Source organism: Streptomyces flaveolus (genome assembly GCF_014648815.1).
GTDB lineage: Bacteria > Actinomycetota > Actinomycetes > Streptomycetales > Streptomycetaceae > Streptomyces > Streptomyces flaveolus.
Map to the genome: position 1 here is coordinate 73,318 of NZ_BMRV01000016.1, position 21,559 is coordinate 94,876.

General features: G+C 72.4%; 24 protein-coding genes. 14 read left to right on the forward strand and 10 right to left on the reverse strand.

What is annotated here, in order from left to right:
* The first annotated feature begins 149 nt into the window (after window positions 1–149).
* Complete coding sequence (locus tag IEZ05_RS29900) at window positions 150–1,037, forward strand: RNA polymerase sigma factor SigF (RefSeq protein ID WP_189233506.1); 888 nt, start codon at window positions 150–152, stop codon at window positions 1,035–1,037.
* Between the two features lie 106 nt (window positions 1,038–1,143).
* Here the strand turns inward: IEZ05_RS29900 and IEZ05_RS29905 are convergent, their stop codons facing one another.
* Window positions 1,144–1,599, reverse strand: a complete 456-nt coding sequence (locus IEZ05_RS29905) for an ATP-binding protein (RefSeq protein ID WP_189233396.1) — start codon at window positions 1,597–1,599, stop codon at window positions 1,144–1,146.
* Window positions 1,600–1,745: 146 nt separating this feature from the next.
* Between IEZ05_RS29905 and IEZ05_RS29910 the strand changes: the two genes are divergently transcribed.
* From IEZ05_RS29910 to IEZ05_RS29920, 3 genes are all read left to right on the forward strand, one after another.
* The gene (locus IEZ05_RS29910) at window positions 1,746–2,327 is read left to right on the forward strand and encodes a PRC-barrel domain-containing protein (protein ID WP_189233397.1); all 582 of its coding nucleotides are present in this window, start codon (window positions 1,746–1,748) and stop codon (window positions 2,325–2,327) included.
* On the forward strand, window positions 2,324–2,740 hold the full coding sequence (locus IEZ05_RS29915) for a PRC-barrel domain-containing protein (RefSeq protein ID WP_189233398.1): 417 nt from the start codon (window positions 2,324–2,326) through the stop codon (window positions 2,738–2,740). Before IEZ05_RS29910 ends, IEZ05_RS29915 begins: the two co-directional genes overlap by 4 nt.
* 81 nt (window positions 2,741–2,821) lie before the next feature.
* A complete protein-coding gene (locus IEZ05_RS29920) occupies window positions 2,822–4,099 on the forward strand; it encodes a streptophobe family protein (RefSeq protein WP_189233399.1) in 1,278 nt (425 codons plus the stop codon).
* Between the two features lie 27 nt (window positions 4,100–4,126).
* Here IEZ05_RS29920 and IEZ05_RS29925 read toward each other — a convergent pair whose 3' ends face one another.
* A complete protein-coding gene (locus tag IEZ05_RS29925; RefSeq protein ID WP_189233400.1) occupies window positions 4,127–4,537 on the reverse strand; it encodes a hypothetical protein in 411 nt (136 codons plus the stop codon).
* A gap of 338 nt (window positions 4,538–4,875) precedes the next feature.
* On the opposite strand from IEZ05_RS29925, the gene IEZ05_RS29930 reads away from it, so the two are divergent.
* Complete coding sequence (locus IEZ05_RS29930; RefSeq protein WP_189233401.1) at window positions 4,876–5,256, forward strand: nuclear transport factor 2 family protein; 381 nt, start codon at window positions 4,876–4,878, stop codon at window positions 5,254–5,256.
* 83 nt (window positions 5,257–5,339) lie between these two features.
* Window positions 5,340–5,627, forward strand: a complete 288-nt coding sequence (locus tag IEZ05_RS29935) for a DUF1905 domain-containing protein (protein WP_189233402.1) — start codon at window positions 5,340–5,342, stop codon at window positions 5,625–5,627.
* An 18-nt stretch (window positions 5,628–5,645) separates the two neighbouring features.
* Here IEZ05_RS29935 and mgrA read toward each other — a convergent pair whose 3' ends face one another.
* Window positions 5,646–6,638 (reverse strand): L-glyceraldehyde 3-phosphate reductase, encoded by a 993-nt coding sequence (mgrA, locus tag IEZ05_RS29940; RefSeq protein WP_189233403.1) that lies wholly within the window; start codon window positions 6,636–6,638, stop codon window positions 5,646–5,648.
* A gap of 128 nt (window positions 6,639–6,766) precedes the next feature.
* Between mgrA and IEZ05_RS29945 the strand changes: the two genes are divergently transcribed.
* Complete coding sequence (locus IEZ05_RS29945) at window positions 6,767–7,651, forward strand: LysR substrate-binding domain-containing protein (protein ID WP_189233404.1); 885 nt, start codon at window positions 6,767–6,769, stop codon at window positions 7,649–7,651.
* A 25-nt stretch (window positions 7,652–7,676) separates the two neighbouring features.
* Window positions 7,677–8,192: a mycothiol transferase gene (locus IEZ05_RS29950; RefSeq protein WP_189233405.1), complete on the forward strand. Its 516-nt coding sequence runs from the start codon at window positions 7,677–7,679 to the stop codon at window positions 8,190–8,192.
* Here the strand turns inward: IEZ05_RS29950 and IEZ05_RS29955 are convergent.
* The 5 genes from IEZ05_RS29955 to IEZ05_RS29975 form a co-directional block, all read right to left on the reverse strand.
* A complete protein-coding gene (locus IEZ05_RS29955) occupies window positions 8,174–9,253 on the reverse strand; it encodes an adenosine deaminase (protein ID WP_189233406.1) in 1,080 nt (359 codons plus the stop codon). The two genes, IEZ05_RS29950 and IEZ05_RS29955, sit on opposite strands and share 19 nt — an antisense overlap.
* A gap of 45 nt (window positions 9,254–9,298) precedes the next feature.
* Window positions 9,299–9,694, reverse strand: coding sequence for a VOC family protein (locus tag IEZ05_RS29960; protein ID WP_189233407.1), 396 nt, complete (start codon window positions 9,692–9,694; stop codon window positions 9,299–9,301).
* A gap of 152 nt (window positions 9,695–9,846) precedes the next feature.
* Window positions 9,847–10,746 (reverse strand): oxidoreductase, encoded by a 900-nt coding sequence (locus IEZ05_RS29965; protein ID WP_189233408.1) that lies wholly within the window; start codon window positions 10,744–10,746, stop codon window positions 9,847–9,849.
* Window positions 10,747–10,776: 30 nt separating this feature from the next.
* On the reverse strand, window positions 10,777–11,667 hold the full coding sequence (locus IEZ05_RS29970) for a glycoside hydrolase family 19 protein (RefSeq protein ID WP_189233409.1): 891 nt from the start codon (window positions 11,665–11,667) through the stop codon (window positions 10,777–10,779).
* 425 nt (window positions 11,668–12,092) lie between these two features.
* Window positions 12,093–12,281 (reverse strand): hypothetical protein, encoded by a 189-nt coding sequence (locus tag IEZ05_RS29975; RefSeq protein ID WP_189233410.1) that lies wholly within the window; start codon window positions 12,279–12,281, stop codon window positions 12,093–12,095.
* 189 nt (window positions 12,282–12,470) lie between these two features.
* Between IEZ05_RS29975 and IEZ05_RS29980 the strand changes: the two genes are divergently transcribed.
* On the forward strand, window positions 12,471–12,911 hold the full coding sequence (locus IEZ05_RS29980) for an SPW repeat protein (RefSeq protein ID WP_189233411.1): 441 nt from the start codon (window positions 12,471–12,473) through the stop codon (window positions 12,909–12,911).
* A gap of 80 nt (window positions 12,912–12,991) precedes the next feature.
* Here IEZ05_RS29980 and IEZ05_RS29985 read toward each other — a convergent pair whose 3' ends face one another.
* The gene (locus IEZ05_RS29985; RefSeq protein ID WP_189233412.1) at window positions 12,992–13,954 is read right to left on the reverse strand and encodes an NAD-dependent epimerase/dehydratase family protein; all 963 of its coding nucleotides are present in this window, start codon (window positions 13,952–13,954) and stop codon (window positions 12,992–12,994) included.
* Between the two features lie 480 nt (window positions 13,955–14,434).
* On the opposite strand from IEZ05_RS29985, the gene IEZ05_RS29990 reads away from it, so the two are divergent.
* Window positions 14,435–14,920, forward strand: coding sequence for a nucleoside deaminase (locus tag IEZ05_RS29990; protein ID WP_189233413.1), 486 nt, complete (start codon window positions 14,435–14,437; stop codon window positions 14,918–14,920).
* Between the two features lie 169 nt (window positions 14,921–15,089).
* On the opposite strand, the gene IEZ05_RS36990 is transcribed toward IEZ05_RS29990, so the two are convergent.
* Window positions 15,090–15,782 carry a chaplin gene (locus tag IEZ05_RS36990; protein ID WP_189233414.1) on the reverse strand — a complete coding sequence of 231 codons (693 nt, stop codon included), beginning with the start codon at window positions 15,780–15,782 and terminating at the stop codon, window positions 15,090–15,092.
* Between the two features lie 260 nt (window positions 15,783–16,042).
* On the opposite strand from IEZ05_RS36990, the gene IEZ05_RS30000 reads away from it, so the two are divergent.
* The 4 genes from IEZ05_RS30000 to IEZ05_RS30015 all read left to right on the forward strand — a co-directional run bounded on the left by IEZ05_RS30000 (window position 16,043) and on the right by IEZ05_RS30015 (window position 21,552).
* On the forward strand, window positions 16,043–17,629 hold the full coding sequence (locus IEZ05_RS30000) for an alpha/beta hydrolase (RefSeq protein WP_189233415.1): 1,587 nt from the start codon (window positions 16,043–16,045) through the stop codon (window positions 17,627–17,629).
* A gap of 90 nt (window positions 17,630–17,719) precedes the next feature.
* On the forward strand, window positions 17,720–18,814 hold the full coding sequence (locus IEZ05_RS30005) for a baeRF3 domain-containing protein (protein WP_189233416.1): 1,095 nt from the start codon (window positions 17,720–17,722) through the stop codon (window positions 18,812–18,814).
* 106 nt (window positions 18,815–18,920) lie between these two features.
* The gene (locus tag IEZ05_RS30010) at window positions 18,921–19,940 is read left to right on the forward strand and encodes a Gfo/Idh/MocA family protein (RefSeq protein WP_189233417.1); all 1,020 of its coding nucleotides are present in this window, start codon (window positions 18,921–18,923) and stop codon (window positions 19,938–19,940) included.
* Window positions 19,941–20,214: 274 nt separating this feature from the next.
* Complete coding sequence (locus IEZ05_RS30015) at window positions 20,215–21,552, forward strand: SpoIIE family protein phosphatase (RefSeq protein WP_189233418.1); 1,338 nt, start codon at window positions 20,215–20,217, stop codon at window positions 21,550–21,552.
* Window positions 21,553–21,559: the final 7 nt, after the last annotated feature.

A 21,559-nucleotide genomic window follows, 5' to 3' on the forward strand; every position in this document is an offset into this window, starting at 1 on the left:
TGGAAGGAGAAACAGCACCCGCGACGACGCCGCGGTCAGCCAATTCGCGCCACCCGTGAAACCGGGTGGCATGTACGGGCGCGTCCCGGGTACCCGCCAACGGTAAGGACCTGGGCAGACGCCCAACCGTGACGTTCGTGGGAGAGGTAATGGAGACCGCCGTGATCCGGCCGGAAGCGCAGGTCGTCGGGAAGACCACCGAGAGCGGGACGGACGACGGGTCACTGCCGGGTGTCGTGGACCCGCGCACCGTGGCCCCGCGTGACGCACGGCAGCTGTCCCGTCAGTTCTTCCAGCGCCTGACGGAGCTCGAAGAGGGCACGCACGAGTACCAGTACGCGCGCAACACGCTCATCGAGATGAACATGTCGCTCGTGCGCTTCGCCGCCGGCCGGTTCCGCGGCCGTGGCGACGACATGGAGGACATCGTCCAGACCGGCATGATCGGCCTGATCAAGGCCATCGACCGGTTCGAGCTGTCCCGCGAGGTCGAGTTCACCTCCTTCGCGCTGCCGTACATCGTCGGCGAGATCAAGCGCTTCTTCCGCGACACCACGTGGGCGGTGCACGTGCCGCGGCGGCTCCAGGAGCTGCGCGTGGAGCTGGCCAAGGCCCGCGAGGAGCTGTCCAGCAGGCTGGACCGTGAGCCCACCGTCGCCGAACTCGCCACGCTGATGAACATCAGCGAGAAGGAGGTGGTCGAGGGCCAGATCGCGTCCAACGGCTACAACTCCTCCTCGCTGGACGCCGCGCTGACCGGGGACGGCCCCGAGGGCGGCGAGTCGGTGCTGGCGGACTTCATCGGTGTGGAGGAGGACGGGCTGCGGCTCGTCGAGGACTTCCATTCGCTCGCCCCGCTGATGGCCGAGCTCAGCGAGCGCGACCGGCAGATCATCCACATGCGGTTCGTGGAGGAGGCCACCCAGGCGGAGATCGGCGAACAGCTCGGCTGCTCGCAGATGCACGTGTCCCGGCTGATCAAGCGGATCATCACCCGGCTGCGCGAGGGCATGCTCGGCGAGCTGGGCTGCGCCTGACACCGACGACGACACCGCCCCGGGGTTGCTCACGACCCCGGGGTGCTTCGTTTGTCCTGAGGTGTTCTTCGAGGTGTCCTGACGTGCCGGCGGGCCGACGCGCCGGTCATTCCTCGGTGAGGCGCACCACCGCGCTCACCCGCTTGCCCACCGGCACCCGCTCGACGGCGACCGTCTCGGCGAGGGCGTGGACGATCTCGAGTCCGTGCCGGCCGACGCGTTCGGGGTCGCGGGGGAAACGCCGGGGCACGGCGCCGCTGCTGTCGTAGACGGTCACCGTCACGGAGGCGTCCGTACCCTCCAGCTCCAGGATGTACGGCCCCTGGCTGTGCCGGTCGGCGTTGGTGACCAGTTCGCTCACCACCAGGAGCACCGCGCCGTCGGCCTGCCGGCCGATCGTGGCGCACCACTCGGTCCTGAGCTGGTCGAGGAAGATCGAGGCGAGGTGACGCGCTTCCGCGATGCATCCGGGCTCGCCGGTGTAGTGGGCCGCGCGCCTCAGCGGTTCCACGGGTACGTCGAAGCCAGTCGGTATCACTGCCCCGTCCAGGTATTCGGTCATGCGTTTCTCTCTCGGAAGCCGGACTGGCCGGACGCTACTGCACGAGTCCTCGTACCCCGGGTTCGGCGTCGCAGTCCACCTCTTCTCGCAGTGCGGGAATCGTCACAGTCACCCGGGGAACCCGGAGATTACGGGAAGGGTGTGCGATGAACGAATTGATGGGCGCGCGCAGTCTCACCACCCGGCCGGTGGTCACCCTGGGCGGGGACGCCGTCGCCCATGTCAAGGACACCGTCTTCGACGCCGCGGCCGGGCGGATCACGGGTTTCACGCTGAGCGGACGGGGCCTGTCCGGGCCGATGAAGGAAGGTCTTCCGTGGTCGGCGGTGTACGCGCTCGGCCACGACGCGGTGATGGTCCGCGACCGGCGGGGTCTGGTCAGCACGGCGCTGCTGATGGTGCACCAGGAGACGCTCCGCGCCCGGCTGCTGGGGGCGAGCGTGCTGACGGACGCGGGCACCGAGGTCGGCACCGTGCTCGACGTCGTGGTGGAGGGCGGCACCGGCGGGCGGGTCGTCGGCTTCCGGGTGGCGGCGAGCAAACGGTTCTCCCCGGGCCCGGCCCGCCACCGGCGCAAGGTGTACGTGGCACGGGGACAGACGCTGACGGTCGCCGGCCGGGCGCTCGTCCTTCCCATGGACGCCGTGCGGCACGTGGCCGACGACCTGGCGGGCTTCACGGCCCTGGTCGGCGGTGTGCCCGGCAGCCGGCGGGGTTCGCCGTCGTGATGCTGTTCACCGAGGTGCGGGGGCTTCCCGTGCTGAGCCGGGACGGGGACCGGAGGCTGGGTGCCGTCACGTCCCTGACGGTGGACGCCGCCTCCGGCGTGGTCAGCCATCTGCGGTTCCGCGCCGGCCGCCTGCGCGGGGAGACCGTGCTGGCCTGGGAGGCGGTGCGCTCCCTCGGCCCCGGGGCCGTCCGGGTCGGTGCGGTGACCCCGCCGGACGTGGTGCCGCCGGGTCACGACCTGCTGGGCCGACGGGTCCTGACCGAGGCGGGCGTCGAGCGCGGCACGGTGCTGGACGTGGCGTTCGATCCACGGAGCGGCCGCGTCCTGGCGCTGTTCACCACGCGGGGCGAGCTGCCGCCCGGCCGCATGAGGGGCCTCGGCGATCACGCTCTCGTCGTCCGGGCGGACTGAACCCGGACATCCGGGGGCGGACACGACGCGGACGGCCCCGCCGGGAGGGCGCGGCGCGCGGGTGCTGCTTAGCGTGGCGGCGTGAACGCGCGAACCCCCTCCGGTCCGGCAGTGGCCCGTCACGGCTGGGCGCAGGCCCTCGCCACGGTGCTGGCCGGGCTGGTCGCCATGGGCGCCGTGGCCGCGTTCGGGCTGTGGGCGGCCGGCGCGACGGACCTGCCCGAGGCCGCCTTCCCCCGGGTCGTCACGGCGACGGTCGTCGCCGCCGTGGGCGGTTCGCTGGAGCTGTCCGGGGACGCCGGGGGGCTCGCGGACACCGACGCGGGGCTGACCGTGATGCCGCTGTCCGTCACGCTGGCCGGGGCGCTGGTGATCGCCTCGGGGTTCCTGCGGCCGCTGCGTCACCGGGCGGTCGCCGGCGCCGGGGAGCTGGCCGGCTGGGCCGGCCGCATCGGCGTGCTGTGGCTGCTCGCCCTCATCGGACTGGCCTTCGCCTCGCGGCAGACCTTCGAGGTGCCGCTCGGCGAGGGAGTGCTCGACGACCTCGGTGACCTCTTCGGCATCACCCCTCGGATCGGCTTCACCACCGACGTTCCGCTGACCGTGCTGTTCGGACTGCTGTGGCTGGCGGGGGTGCTCGTCCTGGCCCTGCTGGTGTCGCGCGGGGCGCCGCTGCCGGGGCGGCTGCTGCGCTTCCAGGCGTCGGTGCGGCCGGTGGCGTACGCGATGGTGGCGCTGCTGCTCGCGTACGTCGTCGTCGGTGTCGTCATCGGCCTGGTCGTCGCCGGTACCCGTGGGCACCCGGCGGACACCTTCGCCGTGCTGCTGCTCGGTCTGCCGAACCTGACGTGGCCGGCGCTCACCATCGGCCTCGGCGCCACCTGGAACGGGCGGGTGGAGGGGCCCTTCGGGCTGCCGATGCCGCAGGTGCTCGACGAGGTGCTGCGCACGCCGGACGTCTCCACGGTGGATCTGGGCACGCTCACCGAGCGGGACGGGCGGATGTGGTGGCTCCTGGTCGCGGCCGTGGTGCTGCTCCTGGCCGCCGGGTGTCTGGCGGCGGCCCGCTCCCCGGCCGGGACGCCGGCCTGGCGGCACGCCGTGCACCTGGCCCTCGCGCTGGCGCTCACGGTGCTCATGATCTGCGCGGTGGGCCGGCTCTCCGCGTACTACGGCCTGTCGGTGCTCGGCATCGGCGACCTGGGCGGAGGGCTGTCCGGGCGGTTGTTCCTGCGCCTGCGGCTGTGGGGCGCGGTCGGCCTCGCCCTGCTGTGGGGCCTGGTCACCGGGTTCCTCGGCGCGCTGCTCGTGCGAGGGGTGCGCGGCAGGGGCGGCGCGGCCCGGGCGGGCTCGGTCTAGGGTCCCGCTGCCGCTCGCGGCGCGGGCTCAGGCGACGGGGACGACCAGCGGCGGGGCGGCCCGCTGCATGCGCAGCGCGTCGACGGACTCGGCCAGCAGTTCGTACTCGGTGGTCTCGTCGCTGGTGGCGATGCGCACCAGGCGCCCCGCGGCCAGCTCGTCGGCGACCAGCTCCTGCTGGACGACGTCCGCGCACCAGCGGCGCAGGACGAGCGACACGTCGGGGGCGTCGTCGGCGACGGGGGTCAGGGCGCCGCGCGGTAAGTGCGGGGAGTCGGGCTGCGGGTCGAGGCGCATGGCGATCCAGGACGCGCGGTCGCGCAGCCACCACAGGGCGAGGGCGAGCGTGGGAGCCCGGTAGGTACCCAGGGGTACGCCGACGCGCCGGCCGTCGCAGACGCCGTAGGCGGTGACATGGCACAGGAACTCGTCGTGCACTGCTCCCCTCCCCCGTCGCCCGGCTCGCCTGCCGGTCGGGCATGACGTCCGTGCGGCTCGTGTGCGGTGCGTGAGGACGCTGTCGCATGGTGTGAGACGCCCTAGAGGTGAGTATGTTCACTGCTGAACCACTGTCACCATGAATTTCCGGCCAGTCTCCTGGCATATTCATGGCCGCTGTTGGCCGAAAACGTGACGAGCGGCCGGGGCCTGCGTCATGACCCCCGAGGTAATCGACGGCTCCCACCGGCCGCGGGCATGGTTGCGGTACCGGGTCGCCGAGTCGGGATCCGGCATCTGACCAGCACGTACCCCCCCCCCGATGGAGGCTGATCGCCATGTCCGCACCCACCCACCGTCACGAGGACGCCGTCGCCCGCTACTTCGAGGCCTGGAACGCCGGGCCCGACGCCCTGGCCAAGGCCGTCGCCGCGGCCTGGACCACGGACGGCGGCTACACCGACCCCCTCGCCGACGTGCGCGGCCACGAGCAGATCGCCGCGGTGATCACGGCGGCCCACGAGCAGTTCCCGGGGTTCGTCTTCCGGCTGTCCGGCGCCGTCGACGGGCACCACGACACGGCCCGTTTCTCCTGGGAGCTGGTGAACGGGGCCGACGGCTCGGCCCCCGTGGCCGGGTCCGACGTGATCACGCTGGACGGCGAGGGCCGGATCCGGGCCGTGTACGGCTTCCTGGACCGGGTGCCCGCGGGCGCGTGAGACCACGCCGTCCGCGATGAGTTCCGCGGCTCCCGGGGGTCTACCGGGAAACGGGGCGCCGGGCCCCCGGGAGCGGAGGAACCATGTCCACGAACCAGGAGCTGGACGAGGAATTCACGGCCGTCCTGCGCAAGAGCCCCGACAAGGGCGGCTGGACGTATCTGGTCTGGCCGGAGTCCGCCGAGTTCTTCGGCACCCGCGGTCTGGTCAAGGTCCGCGGCACGATCGACGGGCACGCCTTCCGCAGCTCCTTCATGGCGCTGGGCGACGGCACCCACAAGCTGCCGGTGAAGGCGGACATCCGCCGGGCCATCGGCAAGGAGGAGGGCGACACGGTCACGGTCCGGCTGGCGGAACGCCTCGGAACATGACCGTGTCGCCCGGCCGTGCTAGCGGGTGACGATCGCGTCGATCCGGGCCAGTTCGTCGGCGGCGAAGGCGAGGTTCCCGATGGCCGAGACGCTGTCCTCCAGCTGGCCCGGGCTGCTCGCGCCGACCAGGGCCGAGGTCACCCGGCCCTCGCGCAGCACCCAGGCCAGGGCCATCTGCGCCAGGGACTGGCCGCGGGACTTGGCGATCTCGTCCAGCGCGCGCAGCTTGCCGACCAGTTCCCCGGTGAGCGCGTCGGAGTTCAGGAAGGGGCTGTCGCTCGCGGCGCGCGAGTCCTCGGGGACGCCGTCGAGGTAGCGGCCGGTGAGCAGGCCCTGCTCCAGCGGGGAGTAGGCGATGGAGCCGACCTTCAGCTCGTCGAGGGTGTCCAGGAGGCCGCTGGTCTCGGGGCGCCGGTCGAGCATGGAGTAGCGCGGCTGGTGGATGAGCAGCGGGGTCCCCAGGTCGGCGAGGATGCGGACGGCCTCGCGGGTCTGCTCCGGCGAGTAGTTGGAGACGCCGACGTAGAGCGCCTTGCCCTGCTGGACGGCCGTGTGCAGGGCGCCCATCGTCTCCTCCAGGGGAGTCTCCGGGTCGGGGCGGTGCGAGTAGAAGATGTCGACGTAGTCCAGACCCATGCGGGTCAGGCTCTGGTCGAGGGAGGACAGCACGTACTTGCGCGAGCCCCACTCGCCGTACGGGCCGGGCCACATCAGGTAGCCGGCCTTGGTGGAGATGACCAGCTCGTCGCGGTACGGGGCGAAGTCGGCCTTCAGTGCCTCGCCGAGGGCGGACTCGGCGGAGCCGGGCGGCGGGCCGTAGTTGTTGGCGAGGTCGAAGTGGGTGACACCGAGGTCGAAAGCGCGGCGCAGGATGGCGCGCTGGGTCGCGACGGGGCGGTCGGGGCCGAAGTTGTGCCACAGGCCGAGCGAGAGCGCGGGGAGCTTCAGGCCGCTGCGTCCGGTGCGCCGGTAGGGCATGTCCGCGTAGCGGTCGGGGTGTGCGGTGTACAACGCGACTCCAGAGGGGTTGGCCCCCGAGGTACGGGGCTTGGGCGGAACCGCACCCCACTCTGTCGTGACCTGCGGGCAGTGGTCCAACAGAAGAATCCGATGGTATTCAGCGGCTACGCTTCTCAATCATGGAACTGCGCCATCTCCAGCACTTCGTGGCCGTCGCCGAGGACCAGCACTTCACCCGTGCGGCCGAACGGCTGCTGGTGTCCCAGTCCGGCCTGTCGGCGTCGATCCGGGCGCTGGAGCGCGAGCTGCGGGCGCCGCTGTTCGTGCGCACCACCCGCAGGGTGACCCTGACGGAGGCCGGGCGGGCGCTGCTGGGCGAGGCACAGCGCATCCTGGCACAGGTGCGGTCGGCCCACGAGGCGGTCGCCGCGGTACAGGGCGTGCTGCGCGGCACGCTGTCGCTGGGGACCGAACAGTGCATCGCCGGGGTACCGGTGGCCAGGCTGCTGGCCGCGTTCCGGCGCCGGCACCCGGACGTGGAGATCCGGCTGCGGCAGGCGGGCTCGGGCGAGCTGGCGGAGGAGGTCGCGGCCGGGCGGCTCGACCTGGCCTTCGCCTACCGGACGCAAGCGGACACGGAGCAGCTGCGGTCCGTCTCGCTGGCCGGCGAGCCGATGACCGTCCTGTGCCATCCCGACCACCGCCTCGCGCGGAGCGGCGCGGTGCTGACCCCGCGCGATCTCGCCGACGAGGTCTTCGTCGACTTCCACCCGGACTGGGGCCCGCGCCGCGTCACCGACACGGCCTTCGCGGCGGCGGGCGTACGGCGGACCGTCGCGCTGGAGGTGAACGACGTGCACGGGCTGCTCGACCTGCTCGACGAGAACCTCGGCATCGCGGTCGTCCCGCGCCACTTCCGGCACAAGCGGGCCTCCCTCGCCTCGCTGCCGCTCAAGGACTCCGACGACGCGGCGTACGAGACCATCGCCCTGCTGCCGCCCGCGCAGGCCACCAGCCCCGCGGCCCGCGCGCTGATGGGGCTGCTGGAAACGGGGAGCGCGTGACGGCGGACTGCGCGATGGTGGACCCATGCATGCGAAGGACATCCTCATCGAGGGCTACGGCCGCATCCAGGAAGAAGTCCACGCCGCCGTCGAGGGCCTGGACCCCGACGGCCTGAACGCCCGCCCCACCGACGACGCCAACTCCGTCGCCTGGCTGGTCTGGCACCTCACCCGGGTCCAGGACGACCACATCGCGGACGCCTTCGGGCTCGGCCAGGTGTGGCTGTCCCAGGACTGGGAGAAGCGCTTCGGGCTGGACCTGCCCCGCCGCGACACCGGGTACGGCCACAGCTCGGCGAAAGTCGCCAAGGTGCGGGTCGACTCGGCCGACCTGCTGACCGGGTACTACGACGCCGTGCACGAGCAGACGCTCGGGGTCCTGCGTTCCCTGGCCGCCAAGGACCTGGAGCGGGTCGTGGACGACAACTGGGATCCGCCGGTCACGCTGGGCGTGCGGCTGGTCAGCGTCCTGTCCGACGATCTCCAGCACGTCGGACAGGCCGCCTATGTGCGCGGGCTCGTTCAGAGCGCCGCTTCGTAACCCGGCAGGACGACGTCCTCGATCAGGGCCTTGCGCTCGTCGAACGGGATGAAGGCGCTCTTGAGCGCGTTCACCGTGACCGTGCGCAGGTCCGCGACGGTCCAGCCGGCGTGCTCCACGAGGAGGGACATCTCCCGGGTCATCGTCGTGCCCGAGACGAGGCGGTTGTCCGTGTTGAGGGTGACCCGGAAGCCGAGGTCCTTGAGCGCGGTGATCGGGTGCTCGGCGATGGAGGTGGCGGCCCCGGTCTGGAGGTTGGAGGTCGGGCACATCTCCAGGGCGACGCGGCGGTCGCGGATCCAGGCGGCGAGGCGCCCGAGCTTGCCGCCCGCGAGGTCGGGGATGTCGTCGGTGATGCGCACGCCGTGACCGATGCGCTGGGCGCCGCACACCTGGAGGGCCTGGTGGATGCTGGGCAGCCCGTGGGCCTCACCGGCGTGGATGGTGAACGGCACGTTCTCGCAGCGCAGGTGCTCGAAGGCGTCGAGGTGGTCGGCGGGCGGGAAGCCGTCCTCGGCCCCGGCGATGTCGAAGCCGACGACGCCCGCGTCCCGGAACGCGACCGCGAGGTCGGCGGTGGCGCGGGTGCGGTCGAACATCCGCATGCCGCACAGCAGGGTCCCGACGCGGACCGGCGTGCCCGCCGCCGCGGCCTTGGCCATGCCGGCGGCCAGGCCCTCCTGGACGGTCTCCACGACCTCGGCGAGGCTCAGCCCGCCGTTCGTCATCAGTTCGGGGGCGTAGCGGACCTCCCCGTAGACGACGCCGTCGGCGGCGAGGTCGAGGACGTACTCCTCGGCGGTGCGCAGCAGGCCCACGCGGTTCTGCATCACGGCGAGGGTGTGCTCGAAGGTGGCGATGTAGCGCACCAGGTCACCGGAGTTGGCGGCCTCGTAGTACCAGGCGGCCAGCTCGTCGGGGTCGGTGGTGGGCAGGGCGTGACCGACGGACGCGGCCAGCTCCACCACGGTCGCGGGGCGCAGGCCGCCGTCGAGGTGGTCGTGCAGCACCGCCTTGGGCAGGCGGCGGAGGGTCTCGTGGTCTATGCGCGTAGATGACATGTGCGGCGATTCCTCGGCGGGTCTGTGCAGAATTCTCGGGTCAGGTCAGGCGGCGGCGGGCTGGAGCAGGTCCCAGCGGTTGCCGTAGAGATCCTGGAAGACGGCGACCGAGCCGTAGGGCTCGTGCCGGGGGTCTTCCAGGAAGGTCACGCCGGCGGCGGCCATCCTGGCGTGGTCGCGGGCGAAGTCGTCGGTGTACAGGAAGAAGCCGACGCGCCCGCCCGTCTGGTCGCCGATCCGGGCGCGCTGCGCGTCGCCCTTGGCTCGGGCCAGCAGCAGGGCGGAGCCCTGCCCGGGGGCGCCGGGTTCGACGACGACCCAGCGGGAGCCGTCGGGCCGGGGCGCGTCCTCGGCGAGCCGGAATCCGAGGGCCTCGGTGTAGAAGCGGATCGCCTCGTCGTAGTCGTCGACGACGAGGGTGACCAGGGCGATGCGTCTCATCGCGGCCTTTCGGTACGGGTGGGGGACGGGCGATTGACGGGTGAGGTTATACGTAAAACCTCCCGGACGCCAGTCCCCGCCCCACCGGCCCGGACCACACGCGCGTCAGCCGGGCCGATGGGCCGGCAGCGCATGTGCGTCGGCCGTCCGCGTCAGCCGGTGCGGGCCCCGTCGAGCCGTGCCAGCTCGGCGTCGGTCAGGCGCAGGGCGCCCGCGGCCACGTTCTCGGCGAGGTGGTCGGGGTCGCCGGTGCCGGGGATGGCGAGCACGTTCGGTCCCCGGTGCAGCGTCCAGGCGATCCGGACCTGCGCGGGACTCGCGCCGTGGGCCTGGGCGACGGCGCGGACCTCGTCCTCGTGGGCGGTGCCGGCGCCCTTGGGGCCCGCCTCGCCGGCGATGGCGTAGAACGGGACGAAGGCGATGCCCTGGTCCCGGCACAGGGCGAGGAGTTCGTCCGTGGCGGGGTCGTGGAAGCCGAGGCCGTAGCGGTTCTGTACACAGACCACGGGCGCGATGGCCTGCGCCTCGGCGAGGTGGCGGGGCTCGACGTCGGAGAGGCCGAGGTGGCGGATCAGGCCCGCCTCGCGCAGTTCGGCGAGGGCGCCGAAGTGTTCGGCGACGGAGTCCTGCCGCATGCGGCGCAGGTTGACGACGTCGAGGTGGTCGCGGCCGAGCTGGCGGAGGTTCTCCTCGACGTGGGCGCGCAGGTCCTCGGGGCGGGCGGAGGTGCCCCACTCCCCCGACCAGTCGCGGTACGGGCCGACCTTGGTGACGATCACGAGGTCGTCGGGGTACGGCGCCAGCGCGCTGTTGATCAGTTCGTTGGCGGAGCGCAGTGACGAGAAGTAGAAGGCGGCGGTGTCGATGTGGTTGACGCCGAGTTCGACCGCCCGGCGCAGGACGGCGAGGGACCGCGCACGGTCGCTCGGCGTGCCGAGGTGGAAGGCGGCGCTGCCCGTCAGCCGCATCGCTCCGAAGCCGACGCGGTTGACGGGCAGGTCGCCCAGTCTCCAGGTGCCCGCGGACTCCGCGGTGATCGTTTCCGAGGTCATCGGCGGAGTCTCGCACACGCCCGGCAGGGCTCAGCAGTACAGGTTGCCGCCCGGCGGGACGCCGAGGATCTGGCTGAACCGCTGGTAGGTGGTGACCCGGCTCTGGACCTGCGCGGGGTTCTTGCCGTCGCACTCCAGGGAACCGTTGATGGAGCGGATCGTCTGGCCGAAACCGGCCCCGTTGACCATGGCGTTGTGCGGGGTCATGGTGCCCGGCCCGGACTGGGTGTTCCAGTACCACAGGCCGGTCTTCCAGGCGACGGCCGCGTCGTTCTGCACCAGCCAGGGGTTGTTCAGCAGGTCGATGCCGAGCGCGTCGCCCGCGGCCTTGTAGTTGAAGTTCCAGCTGAGCTGGATCGGGCCGCGTCCGTAGTAGGCGGCCTGGCCGGCCGGGCAGCCGTACGGCCGGCTCCAGTCGCAGTAGTGCGGGTAGTTGGCGGTGTTCTGCTCGACGACGTGCACCAGGCCGCCGGTCTCGTGGCTGACGTTGGCGAGGAAGGCCGCGGCCTCCTGCTTCTTCGTCGTGTCGCTGCCGGTGTTGGCGAAGCCCGGGTAGGCGCCGAGCGCGGCGGTGAGGCCGCTGTAGGTGTAGAAGGAACTCCGCCCCGGGAACATCTGGTTGAACTGGGCCTCGCTGACCACGAAGTTCCCGACCGGCGTCTGCGAACCGCCGTCACAGGCGTACGGCTCCCAGTACCAGGTGCTGATGACCGGGTCGTAGCCCGGGTTGGCGTGCTCGGCGATGTAGGCCTTGCCGTCGGTGTAGCGGACGATGTCGCCGGTGTTGTAGGACTTGCCCGCCGTCCAGTTCGGGTAGCTCGAACAGGCGGCGGCGGACGCCTCGGTGGCCGGCAGGAAGGCGGGTACGGCGCCCGCGAGGGCGAGTACGGTCACGACGGCGGAGATACGGCGTCTCGGCACAGGTCTGCCTCCTTTGCGGAGCACGGCCGCTCCCCGCGACAAGGCAGGGGGGAGCCGGGCCTTGTCCGCGCGTGCCGGTCGGACCGGCCAGGCGTGGGGGCGGCCGTGGTGGGGGGTGTGGAGGCATACTCAACCGCTTTGGTCTGTACCAGTCAAGGGTGTAGACCAGTTCAACCCGGCTTGTTTCAAGCCGGGTTGATGTGTGTCACCGGTGTCCGGGACAGCTCAGTGACGCCGGAGCGATGCTCCAGGGACCTTGCCGGTGCGGGCCGGTGCGGGCTCAAGAGCCGCGACGGCATCCTGGTCGGTCACCGCGCGGGAGTCCACGCTCCGCCCGGCGTTCGGGACGAGAAGAACGCCCGGGACTCCCTTGTACGACCACGCCGATCGCCGGCCCGATTCCGTGCGCTCGTCGCCTGCTCGAGCTATCGGCCGCCGGCCCGCGCCCTGTCCTCGTCGCGGGCGGGGACGACCACCAGGAAGGCATCCGTCTTCAGGTCCATGACGACGGTGGCGGGCTCCCCCTCGGCACGGCGTCGCGCCGCGTACTCCTCCGCCGGCCACGACCCGCGCGGAGACCCCGCCGGAAAACGCTCCAACACCTTCGCGCCCATGACGGCCGCCACCTCCCACCACATCGGTCGATCGCTCGCGTACACCTGCGGATGCCCGCGATCGAGGGAGACATGTACGGGCCACCCAGCACTACACATAAGGGAGAAATAAGAGCAGAATGGGAAATATACGGCGCTACCGCACCGCGCGTGACGCGGTCGGCCCGGCAAAGTCGAAGGAGACGACTCATGGCCAACGTCTCGCACCCCAGAGGTGACATCAGCAGCCACCCCGACGCACCGGAGATGCAGGCGCGCTACGACCGCATGCTCGGTGGTCGCGACGTGGCACTCGTGGACGGGCCGGTGTTCCTGCTCGGTCTGTACTGTGCGGTGTCCCCGTGGATAGTCCACTTCACCACGAGTCAGCCCGCGCTCGTCGCCCACAACCTGATCATCGGAATCGCCATCGGCCTGCTCGCCCTGGGGTTCACCAGGGCCCCCGAGCGCATGTACGGCCTCAGCGGGGCCATGTGCGCGATGGGTATCTGGATGATCATCTCGCCGTGGATCGTCGGCACGAACCCGGACGCGGGTGTCATCTGGAACAACATCGTCATCGGGGCCTTGACCCTGGCCCTGGGCACGGTCTGCGCCGCCACGGCGGCGAGGAGCGCCCACAGGCGGTAGATCCGCGAGGCCCGGCACGGAGGACGGGCCGGACAGATCGACGCGGCGTGCCGGAAACGGCGCGCCGCGCCCGTCCGTGCTCATCGGCTCGCGAGCCACTCCCCGTACCAGGCCAGCGTGGCGTCCACCGTGTCCGCGAGCGGTGTCGGAGCCACCCCGAAGGCCCGCTGGAATGCGGAGGAGTCCATGATCTGGGGCTCCGTGTGCTGGTAGAACATCTCCGCGTACTCGGCCATGAACTGCTCGTCGAACGGCCCGAAGGGACGGGCCTCTTCGAGGATCACGACCTCCAGCGACCGGCCCAGGGTCTTCTCGATCATCGTGTGGATCTCGCGGGTGCTGACTGCGGGCGCGGTGGGCAGGTGCCAGACGCGCCCGTCGCCCTCCGGGCGCTCACCGAGCGTCGCGAGACCGGCGGCCACGTCCAGGATGCCGGTGTAGCTGTGCGGCAGGTCGATGTCGCCGAGCCCGACGACCTCCCCACCGGTGAGCGCGCCGGGGAACACGGCCGCCCCGAGTGAGGAGTTGAGCACGCCCGGGCCGACGAAGTCGGCGGAGCGGCCGAGGGCCACGCGCACACGTCCGGCGCGGTGCGCGCGGAGGTAGCGCTCGTCGAGTTCGGCGCGCATCCGCCCCTTGCGGCTGGTCGCCTGCCAGGGGCTGTCCTCGGTCATCACCGCTCCCCCGGTCTCGCCGTACGGGTAGAGCGTGTCGAGCACGATCAGGCGGGCGCCCGCGGCCTCGACCGCGGCGAGGACCGCCTCCTGAATGCGGGGCATCACCTCGACCTGGAGGTGATAGCCGACGTTGACGCAGTGGTACACGACGGACGCGTCCCCCACGGCGGCCCGCGCGCCGTCGGCCGTGCTCACATCGGCGGCGAACCGCTCGACCCCGTCGAGCGCGGGGCCACCACCGCTGCGGTCGACCAGCCGCACGGGGCGATGCCCCCTGCGCACCAGCTCACGGGCGAGCGCGGTGCCGGCGGGGCCGGATCCCAGGACGGTGTGCGTGACGGGCGAATGCGGAATGGCTGCGGACATGGCGGTCCCCTTCTCTGGGTTCTGTCGCTACGGCCAGGAGGGATACGCGCTACCGCCCCTCGCTTCTGTTAGAGACTCTAACTCTCGTGACCGCCTCTAGCAAGCGCGGCGCCTTCGGGCAGTGGCCGCCTTCGCGTCGGGCGAGCTGTCAGCGGCAGTGCGTGCCCGCCGGGTCCGAGGCGGTGGCCCTGGCCAGGGCTGTGCTCACCCGGGCGGCCCTGCACGGGGCGATCGGCCCGGAGGCCGCCGGTCAGTCGACCGGGACGGGGCACGGCGAGGGCACAGTGCTCACCACCCGGCTCGGCACCCTGGCGGACGCCTTCGGGCTCGGCCGAACGGGCTCAGGGGGCGCCGGCCGGCGCGTGGCCGGGCATCGGGGAGCGGGAGCGGTGAGGCACGCCGAGGGGCGTCCGGCCCGGGACGGCCGCGCGGAACGTAGGGTGCCGGTCGAGGATCACATCGCGAGGAGGGCCGTACGCCATGGTCGTGAAGGACGCCGAACTGCGCTATCTGCGCCGCTGTGTGGAACTGGCGGCCGAGGCGCTGGAGGCCGGGGACGAGCCGTTCGGTTCGGTCCTGGTGGGCGCGGACGGCACGGTGCTGGCCGAGGACCACAACCGGGTGGCGTCCGGGGACCGCACCCGGCACCCCGAGTTCGAGCTCGCGCGCTGGTCCGCCGCCCACCTCACTCCCGAGGAGCGGGCCGCGGCCACGGTGTACACGTCCGGCGAGCACTGCCCGATGTGCGCCGCCGCGCACGCCTGGGTGGGCCTCGGGCGCATCGTGTACGTCGCCTCGTCGGAGCAGCTCGGCACCTGGCTGGCGGAACTGGGTGTGCCCGCCCCGCCGGTCCGGACGCTGCCGATCGGCGAGGTGGCACCCGGCGTGCCGGTCGAGGGCCCCGTGCCCGAGCTGACGGAGGAGGTGCGGGCGCTGCACCACCGCTTCCACGGGGGAGGCGCCTGAGCCCAGTCGCACCAGACCCCCGACGCGACCGGGCGCCGGGGGTGTCAGGGGCCGACAGGCCGAAGGAAGAGAGCGCGGCCCGAGGAGCCGCACCCGCCGCCTCGTCCCGGCGGGGTGGGCGCCGTGGCACACCCCGCCGGGAGGAGACCGGGACGGACGTCCGCCTCGGTCAGCCCCCGGCTCCCGGGCGGAAACGCCGGTAGAGGACCGCTCCGCCCAGGACGAGCGCGGCGCCGCCCGCGAGGGCGGGCAGGGTCGCGTCGGCGCCCGTGTGGGCGAGGGACTCCACGGCCCGCGGCGGGGCCGTGTCCGGCGACGGCTGGGGCTGCGCGCGCTCCACGGGGGGTGCGGAGGGCGCCGGCTTCTCCGGGCTCCGCGGTTCCTCGGGGCGGTCGTCCGAGGTGTTCACCGACTCGTTGCCGACGGCCGGATTGCCGATGCCGACCACGTTCACACTGTTGCCGGTGACGTTCACCGGGACGTGGACCGGGAGCTGCACGCCGTTGCCGGAGAGCACACCCGGCGAGCCCTTCGCCTCGCCCTCGGCGACGGCACCGCCGCCGGAGGTGCCCGACGGGGCGTCCGTCTTGTCGTGTGCCGTGCCGCCCGTGCCGGTGTTTGCGCAGCTGTTGCCCACGGCCGGGTTGAGGAGCCCGACCACGTTCACCGTGTTCCCGCACACGTTCACCGGGACGTCCACGGGGACCTGGACGGTGTTGCCGGAGATCACTCCGGGCGAACCGGCCGCGGAGCCGTTCGCCACGGCACCGTCGGACGCGAACGCCGCGTACGCCGGCATCGTCACGGCCAGCGCGCCGGAGGCGGCGACAGCGAACACACCGTTTCGGGTAACCCTTCTCATGAGGTTCCCTGCCTTCCAGACATTGTCGCGGGCGCTCGCCCGCACCGGTTAAAACGCGGGCCGTCCATCCGAGTTATGGCTTATCCGCCTTTCACTCCATCGAGTGGGCGGTTTGTCGAACGAGCGGCACGGTGTCCGCACGCCCGCGCAAGCCTGCGCGGGCCCGGCGAAAGCGCCCGGAGGCGCCGGGTGCGAGGCCCGTTTATGGTGATCGAGGGCGCCGACGACCGGTCCGCGACGGGGCGTCCCGGGAGGCATCGATGCTGGTCAAGCTGTCGACTCGGCCGTCGGTCCGACGCTGCGCGGTCACCGGAGCGCTCGGGCTGGCCCTGCTGGGCGCGGGGCTGCCCGCCGCGACCGCGGACGACACCGGACCCGACCTGTCCCGGTTCTACGACCAGAAGATCAGATGGTCGGCGTGCGAAGGCATGGAGGTGCCGAAGGACCTGCAGTGCGCGAAGGTCACCGTCCCCCTCGACTACGACCGCCCCGGGAGCGGAACCCTCGACCTGGCCCTCGCCCGGTACCGGGCGACCGGTGACTCGCGGGGCTCGGTGCTGCTGAACTTCGGCGGGCCGGGCGGTTCCGGCGTCAGCGAACTCGCCGCCGGCGGCAAGGACTTCATGCACCTGACCAACGGCTACGACGTGGTGACGTTCGATCCCCGCGGCGTGGGCCGGTCCTCGCCGGTCACCTGCGGTCCCGCGACCGGGGAGATCATCGAGGCGACGGACGGGGACGGGGAGATCAAGGACCCGCGGTCCGTGCTCGGCAAGCTGCGCGACGCGGCCGCCGAGTGCGCGAAGCACTCGGGTCCGGTGCTGCCCCACATAGGCACGGTGAACGCCGCCCGGGACATGGACGTGATGCGCGCGGCGCTCGGCGACGACCGCCTCAACTACCTCGGCTTCTCCTACGGCACCCGGCTGGGTTCGGTCTACGCCGCGGAGTTCCCCGACAAGGTGGGCCGGGTGGTCCTGGACGGCGTGGACACACTGACGGAGCCGCTGGCCGAACAGGGGCTGGCCGGCGCGCGGGGGCAGCAGACCGCGCTGGATAACTTCCTCGACTGGTGCGTCGAGGACATCGCGTGCCCGTTCGGGCAGGACGCCCGGGACGCCCGGCGCCAGGTCGTCCGGCTGGTCGGCTCGCTCGACGCGGACCCGGTGCCGACGGCCTTCGGCGAGGCGTTCTCCGGGCAGGACATGGTCGGCGCCATCGGGCAGGCCCTCTACAGCCGGGAACTGTGGCCCTCGCTGGAGCGCGCCCTCGCACAGTTGCTGGAGGACGGCGACACCCGCGGGCTCGAGGGCTTCGTGTCCGGCGGTGTCACCTTCCCCGTCCGCGGCCGGGGCCCCGGGGGCGGCGGTGGCCTGACCGACGAGGAGGACGTCCCCATGGACAACCTCCCGGCCGCGCTGATGGCCATCAACTGCGCGGACGATCCCGACCGCCCCACCGCCGAGCAGGTCGCCCGGTCCCTGGGAAGGCTGCGCGAGCGGTACGAGGAAGCCTCCCCGGTCTTCGGACGGTACCGGCTCACCCAGGTGCTGATGTGCTACGGCCGCCCCAAGGGCACCGACTACATCCGCGACGACGTGAAGAACGTCGACACGGCGAAGATGCTGCTGGTCGGCACCCGCGGCGACCCGGCGACGCCGTACCGCTGGACCGTGGAGACGGCGGAGCGGCTCGGCCCCTCGGCGGTGGTGCTCGACAACAAGGGCGAGGGGCACACCGGTTACGCGTCCTCCGAGTGCGTGCACCGCAAGGTCGACGACTTCCTCCTCTACGGCTCCCTGCCGCCCGACGGCAGCTCCTGCGGCGCCGAGGACGAGGAGGAATGAGCCGTCGGCGAGGGGGCAGGACGAGGGCGTCCCCGGCGCATACCGATTGCTCCGAATGCCCGATACGTCCAACCGCTCTATGGTGCTGACATGGAGCACGATCTGAGTCCCTCAGCCCTTGCCGAGCTACGACGGCCCCGCCCGTATCCGGCGGTGTCCGTGCTGACGCCGACGCACCGCCGCGAACCGGACAACGCCCAGGACCCGGTCCGGCTGCGCAATTTGGTCGCCGAGGCCAAGAAGCAGCTGGAGGACGATCCGGCCGTCACCCGGGAACGCCGTCTCGAGGTCTCCCGGGAACTGGACCGGGCCCTCGCCGAAGTCGATCTCACGCACGCCGAGGACGGTCTGGCGATCTTCGCCGCCCCCGGTGAGCACCAGGTCTGGACGCTGGCCCGTTCCGTGCCCGAGCGCGTGGTGCTCTCGGACACCTTCCTGACCCGCAACCTCGTGGCCGCGCAGGCCGCCGAGCGGCCGTTCTGGGTGCTGTCGGTCGCCGCGGACCGGGTCACGCTGTGGAGCGGCGGCGGGGACCGGGTCGTCGAGGAGCGCATCGGCGGCTTCCCCATGGACCGGCCGCTGGAGAACTTCGACCCCGAGCGGCAGGAACGGACCGGCGGCCCGCCGAGCGCCTTCCGCGACGAGCGGACCCATCATTTCCTGCGTGACGCCGACACCGCGATGGGCAAGGTGCTGCGCGCACATCCCCGGCCGCTGTACATCACCGGTCCGGAGGCCGCGCTGTCGCTGTTCGAGGAGATCGGCTCGGTCGCGGCGCACGCCGTTTCCGTGCCGCACGGGGGCCTCGCCCACGGCAGCGCCGAGGCCGTGCGGCAGGCGGTGCGGCCGGTTCTCGACGACGAGGCGCGCGGCTCCGTCGAGGCCGTGGCCAGGGAGCTGGAGGCGGCCCGCGGGCGCAAGGACTTCGCGGCGGGCGTCGACGAGCTGTGGGAGAGCGCGCACACCGGGCGCGTCCGGCTGCTCGCCGTCGAGGAGAACTTCCGGGTGACGATGCGGGACGACGGCGAACACCTGATGCCCGCGGACAGCGGCGACCTCGACGCCCGCGAGGACATCGTGGACGAGATCGTCGAACAGTGCCTGGAGACCGGCGCCGACGTCCGGTTCGTGCCGGACGGTGCGCTGGAGGACGTGGAGGGCATCGCGGCGGTCCTGCGGTACTGACGCCCGTCGCCGCGCTCACGGGGCCTTGACGACCATGAAACCCTGTTCGCCGTACACGCATCCGTCCTCGCGGGTGCGCGGCGGACAGGGAAGGAGCGCGCGGAGCGTGAGCGGACTTCTGGGTGTGGCGGTCCTGGGCGCGGGGCACATGGGCGCCGATCATGTACGACGCCTCGACCGGGTGGTGAGCGGCGCCAGGGTCGCCGCCGTCGCCGACCCCGACACCGAGCGGGCGCGGGAGGCCGCGGCCGGGATCGACGGGGTGACCGTGCACGCGGACCCCGAGGCGGCGCTCGACGCGCCCGGCGTCGAGGCCGTTCTGATCGCCTCGCCCGGTGAGGCGCACGAGGAGGCGCTGCTGGCCGCCTTCGCACGCGGCCTGCCGGTGCTGTGCGAGAAGCCGATGGTGCCCGACTCCACGGGCGCGCTGCGCGTGGTGGAGGCGGAGGCGCGGCTGGGCCGCAGGCTGGCCCAGATCGGTTTCATGCGGCGCTACGACCCCGAGTACCGGCGGCTGAAGTCCCTGCTGGACGGGGGGCGGCTGGGCCGGCCGCTGATGCTGCACTGCGTGCACCGCAATGTGTCCTCCCCGCCGCACTTCACCTCCGCGATGCTGGTCAACAGCTCCGTCTCGCACGAGATCGACGCCGCCCGCTGGCTGCTGGGCCAGGAGCTGACCGCGGTGACCGTGCTGCGGCCCCGGCCGTCCTCGGGCGCGCCCGAGGGGCTGCTCGACCCGCAGTTCGTGCTCTTCGAGACCGAGCGGGGCGCGCTGGTCGACGTAGAGGTCTTCGTCAACTGCGGTTTCGGCTACGAGGTCCGCTGCGAGGCCGTCTGTGAGGCGGGCAGTGCCCGGATCGGGAAGGCGCACGGCATGGTGGTGACGGCGGCGGGCGGCGCCCGGGAGGAGGTGCCGCAGGACTACCTCGTGCGGTTCGCGGACGCCTACGACCGCGAGGTGCAGGAGTGGGTCGACGCCACCCGGCAGGGGCGGGTCACGGGCGCGAGCGCCTGGGACGGGTACGTCGCCTCCGTGGTCGCCGAAGCCGGTGTCCGGGCCCTGGAGACGGGGTCCCGGACCACGGTCGAACCGGCTCCCCGCCCGGCACTGCACGCCCCGTCCTAGAACAGGCATCCGACGAACACGCGGGCGACGACGCCATCGGGTGCCGGCCGACCTCAAGTCGCGTAGGAGCACTACGACTTGGTCGGCCGCGGGCGTACGTCATGCGTGCGCGGAAGTCGCTCCGGGAAGACGCTGGCATATGCCGGAAGCACCACCGTATCGTGTGTCGCCGAATCCCTTACAGGGCGTCGCGGGCTGTGCAACAGTCGTAACGGTCCTTCCGCCACCCCCTCGGATCCGCCTTGGTCGTACCGTCTGCACATCGGAGTGCGTCATGTCGTCCCATCTCTCCGCGGACCGCCCAGCCGCCCAGCCACCAGGACGCGGCTCGGTCGAGGCACTGATATCGCAGGCGCGGCGGTTGCGGGGCGACGTGGACGCAGTGCGACGGGACACCCGGCACGACGCGACGGACCCGCAGGGCCGCTGGCAGCGCGCCCTGTACGACCTGGCACTGCATCAGCTCAGCGATCTCGACGAGCACTTGGCGCAGTTGCGGGACGGCCCGGCTCCCGAGCCGCGGCCCGGTTCGCTGCTCAGCCGGGTCGGCAGCGCCGAATGGAACCTGCTGACCGACGAGGCCGACTGGTCCGGTGAACTCTTCCGGATCCTCGGCCTCGACCCGGCCGCAGCCCCCCTCAGCCTCGACGAACTGCCGTCCCTGGTACTCGCCGAGGACCGGCCGAAGCTGACCGCGATGGTCACGGACTGTCTCGTCGACGCCCGGCCCATCGACGGGGAGTTTCGCGTCGTGCGCCCCGACGGCACCGTTCGGATCGTGCACATGATGGGCGAGCCCGTACTCGACGCCGACGGCAGCACCGCCTCGATGTGGGCGGTGCTGCGGGACGTCAGCGAACTGCGCCGCAGCCAGCGGGTGGTGAGCGAGACCCGTGACTCGCTCCACCGCCACCCGCGGGACGCGGCCATCGAGCAGCGGGCCGCGGTAGAACCGCAGGAGGCCGTGCCACCGCCCTGGCACGCCCTCCTGCGGTTCCCGGACCAGGGACGGCCCGGCCTGGACCTGGCCGCCGGGTGCCTTCCGCACTCCGCCGACGCACCCCGCTGCGGTGGCTGGTACGACGCATGCCCCCTGACCGGCGACGAGACGCTGCTCAGTGTGGGCGCCCTCGCGGAACCGGACCCCGCCGTGATGCCGGCGCCGGCGCCGGCCATGGTGGTCAGTGCCCTGCGCGGCCTGGCGGCGGGGGGCGCGCGGCCCTCGGAACTGCCGGACCGGCTCACCGGATTACTGGAGTCCACCACCCTGCCGCCCGTGCAGGACGCCGTGTACTGCGGTTACCGGCCCCGCACCCGCACCCTGACGTGGGCACACGCCGGGGGCCCCGCCCCGCTGCTGTTCCGCGACGGGACGGGGCGTGAACTGGACGAGGCGACGGCCACGACGACGCTCGAGGCCGGCGACCTGCTGCTCCTGCGCACCGGCGGACTGGTGCCGACGGCCGCGCACCGGCTCCTCGCCCTGGCTCCCCGTCTGACCGGGACGCTCTCGGCGCGGGACGGCGTACGCATCGTGACGGAGACACTCGCCGAATCCGGCGCGTCCGGCCGCCGGGACGCCTGTGTGCTGGTCGCCCGCGTGACGTCGTAGCGCGTAT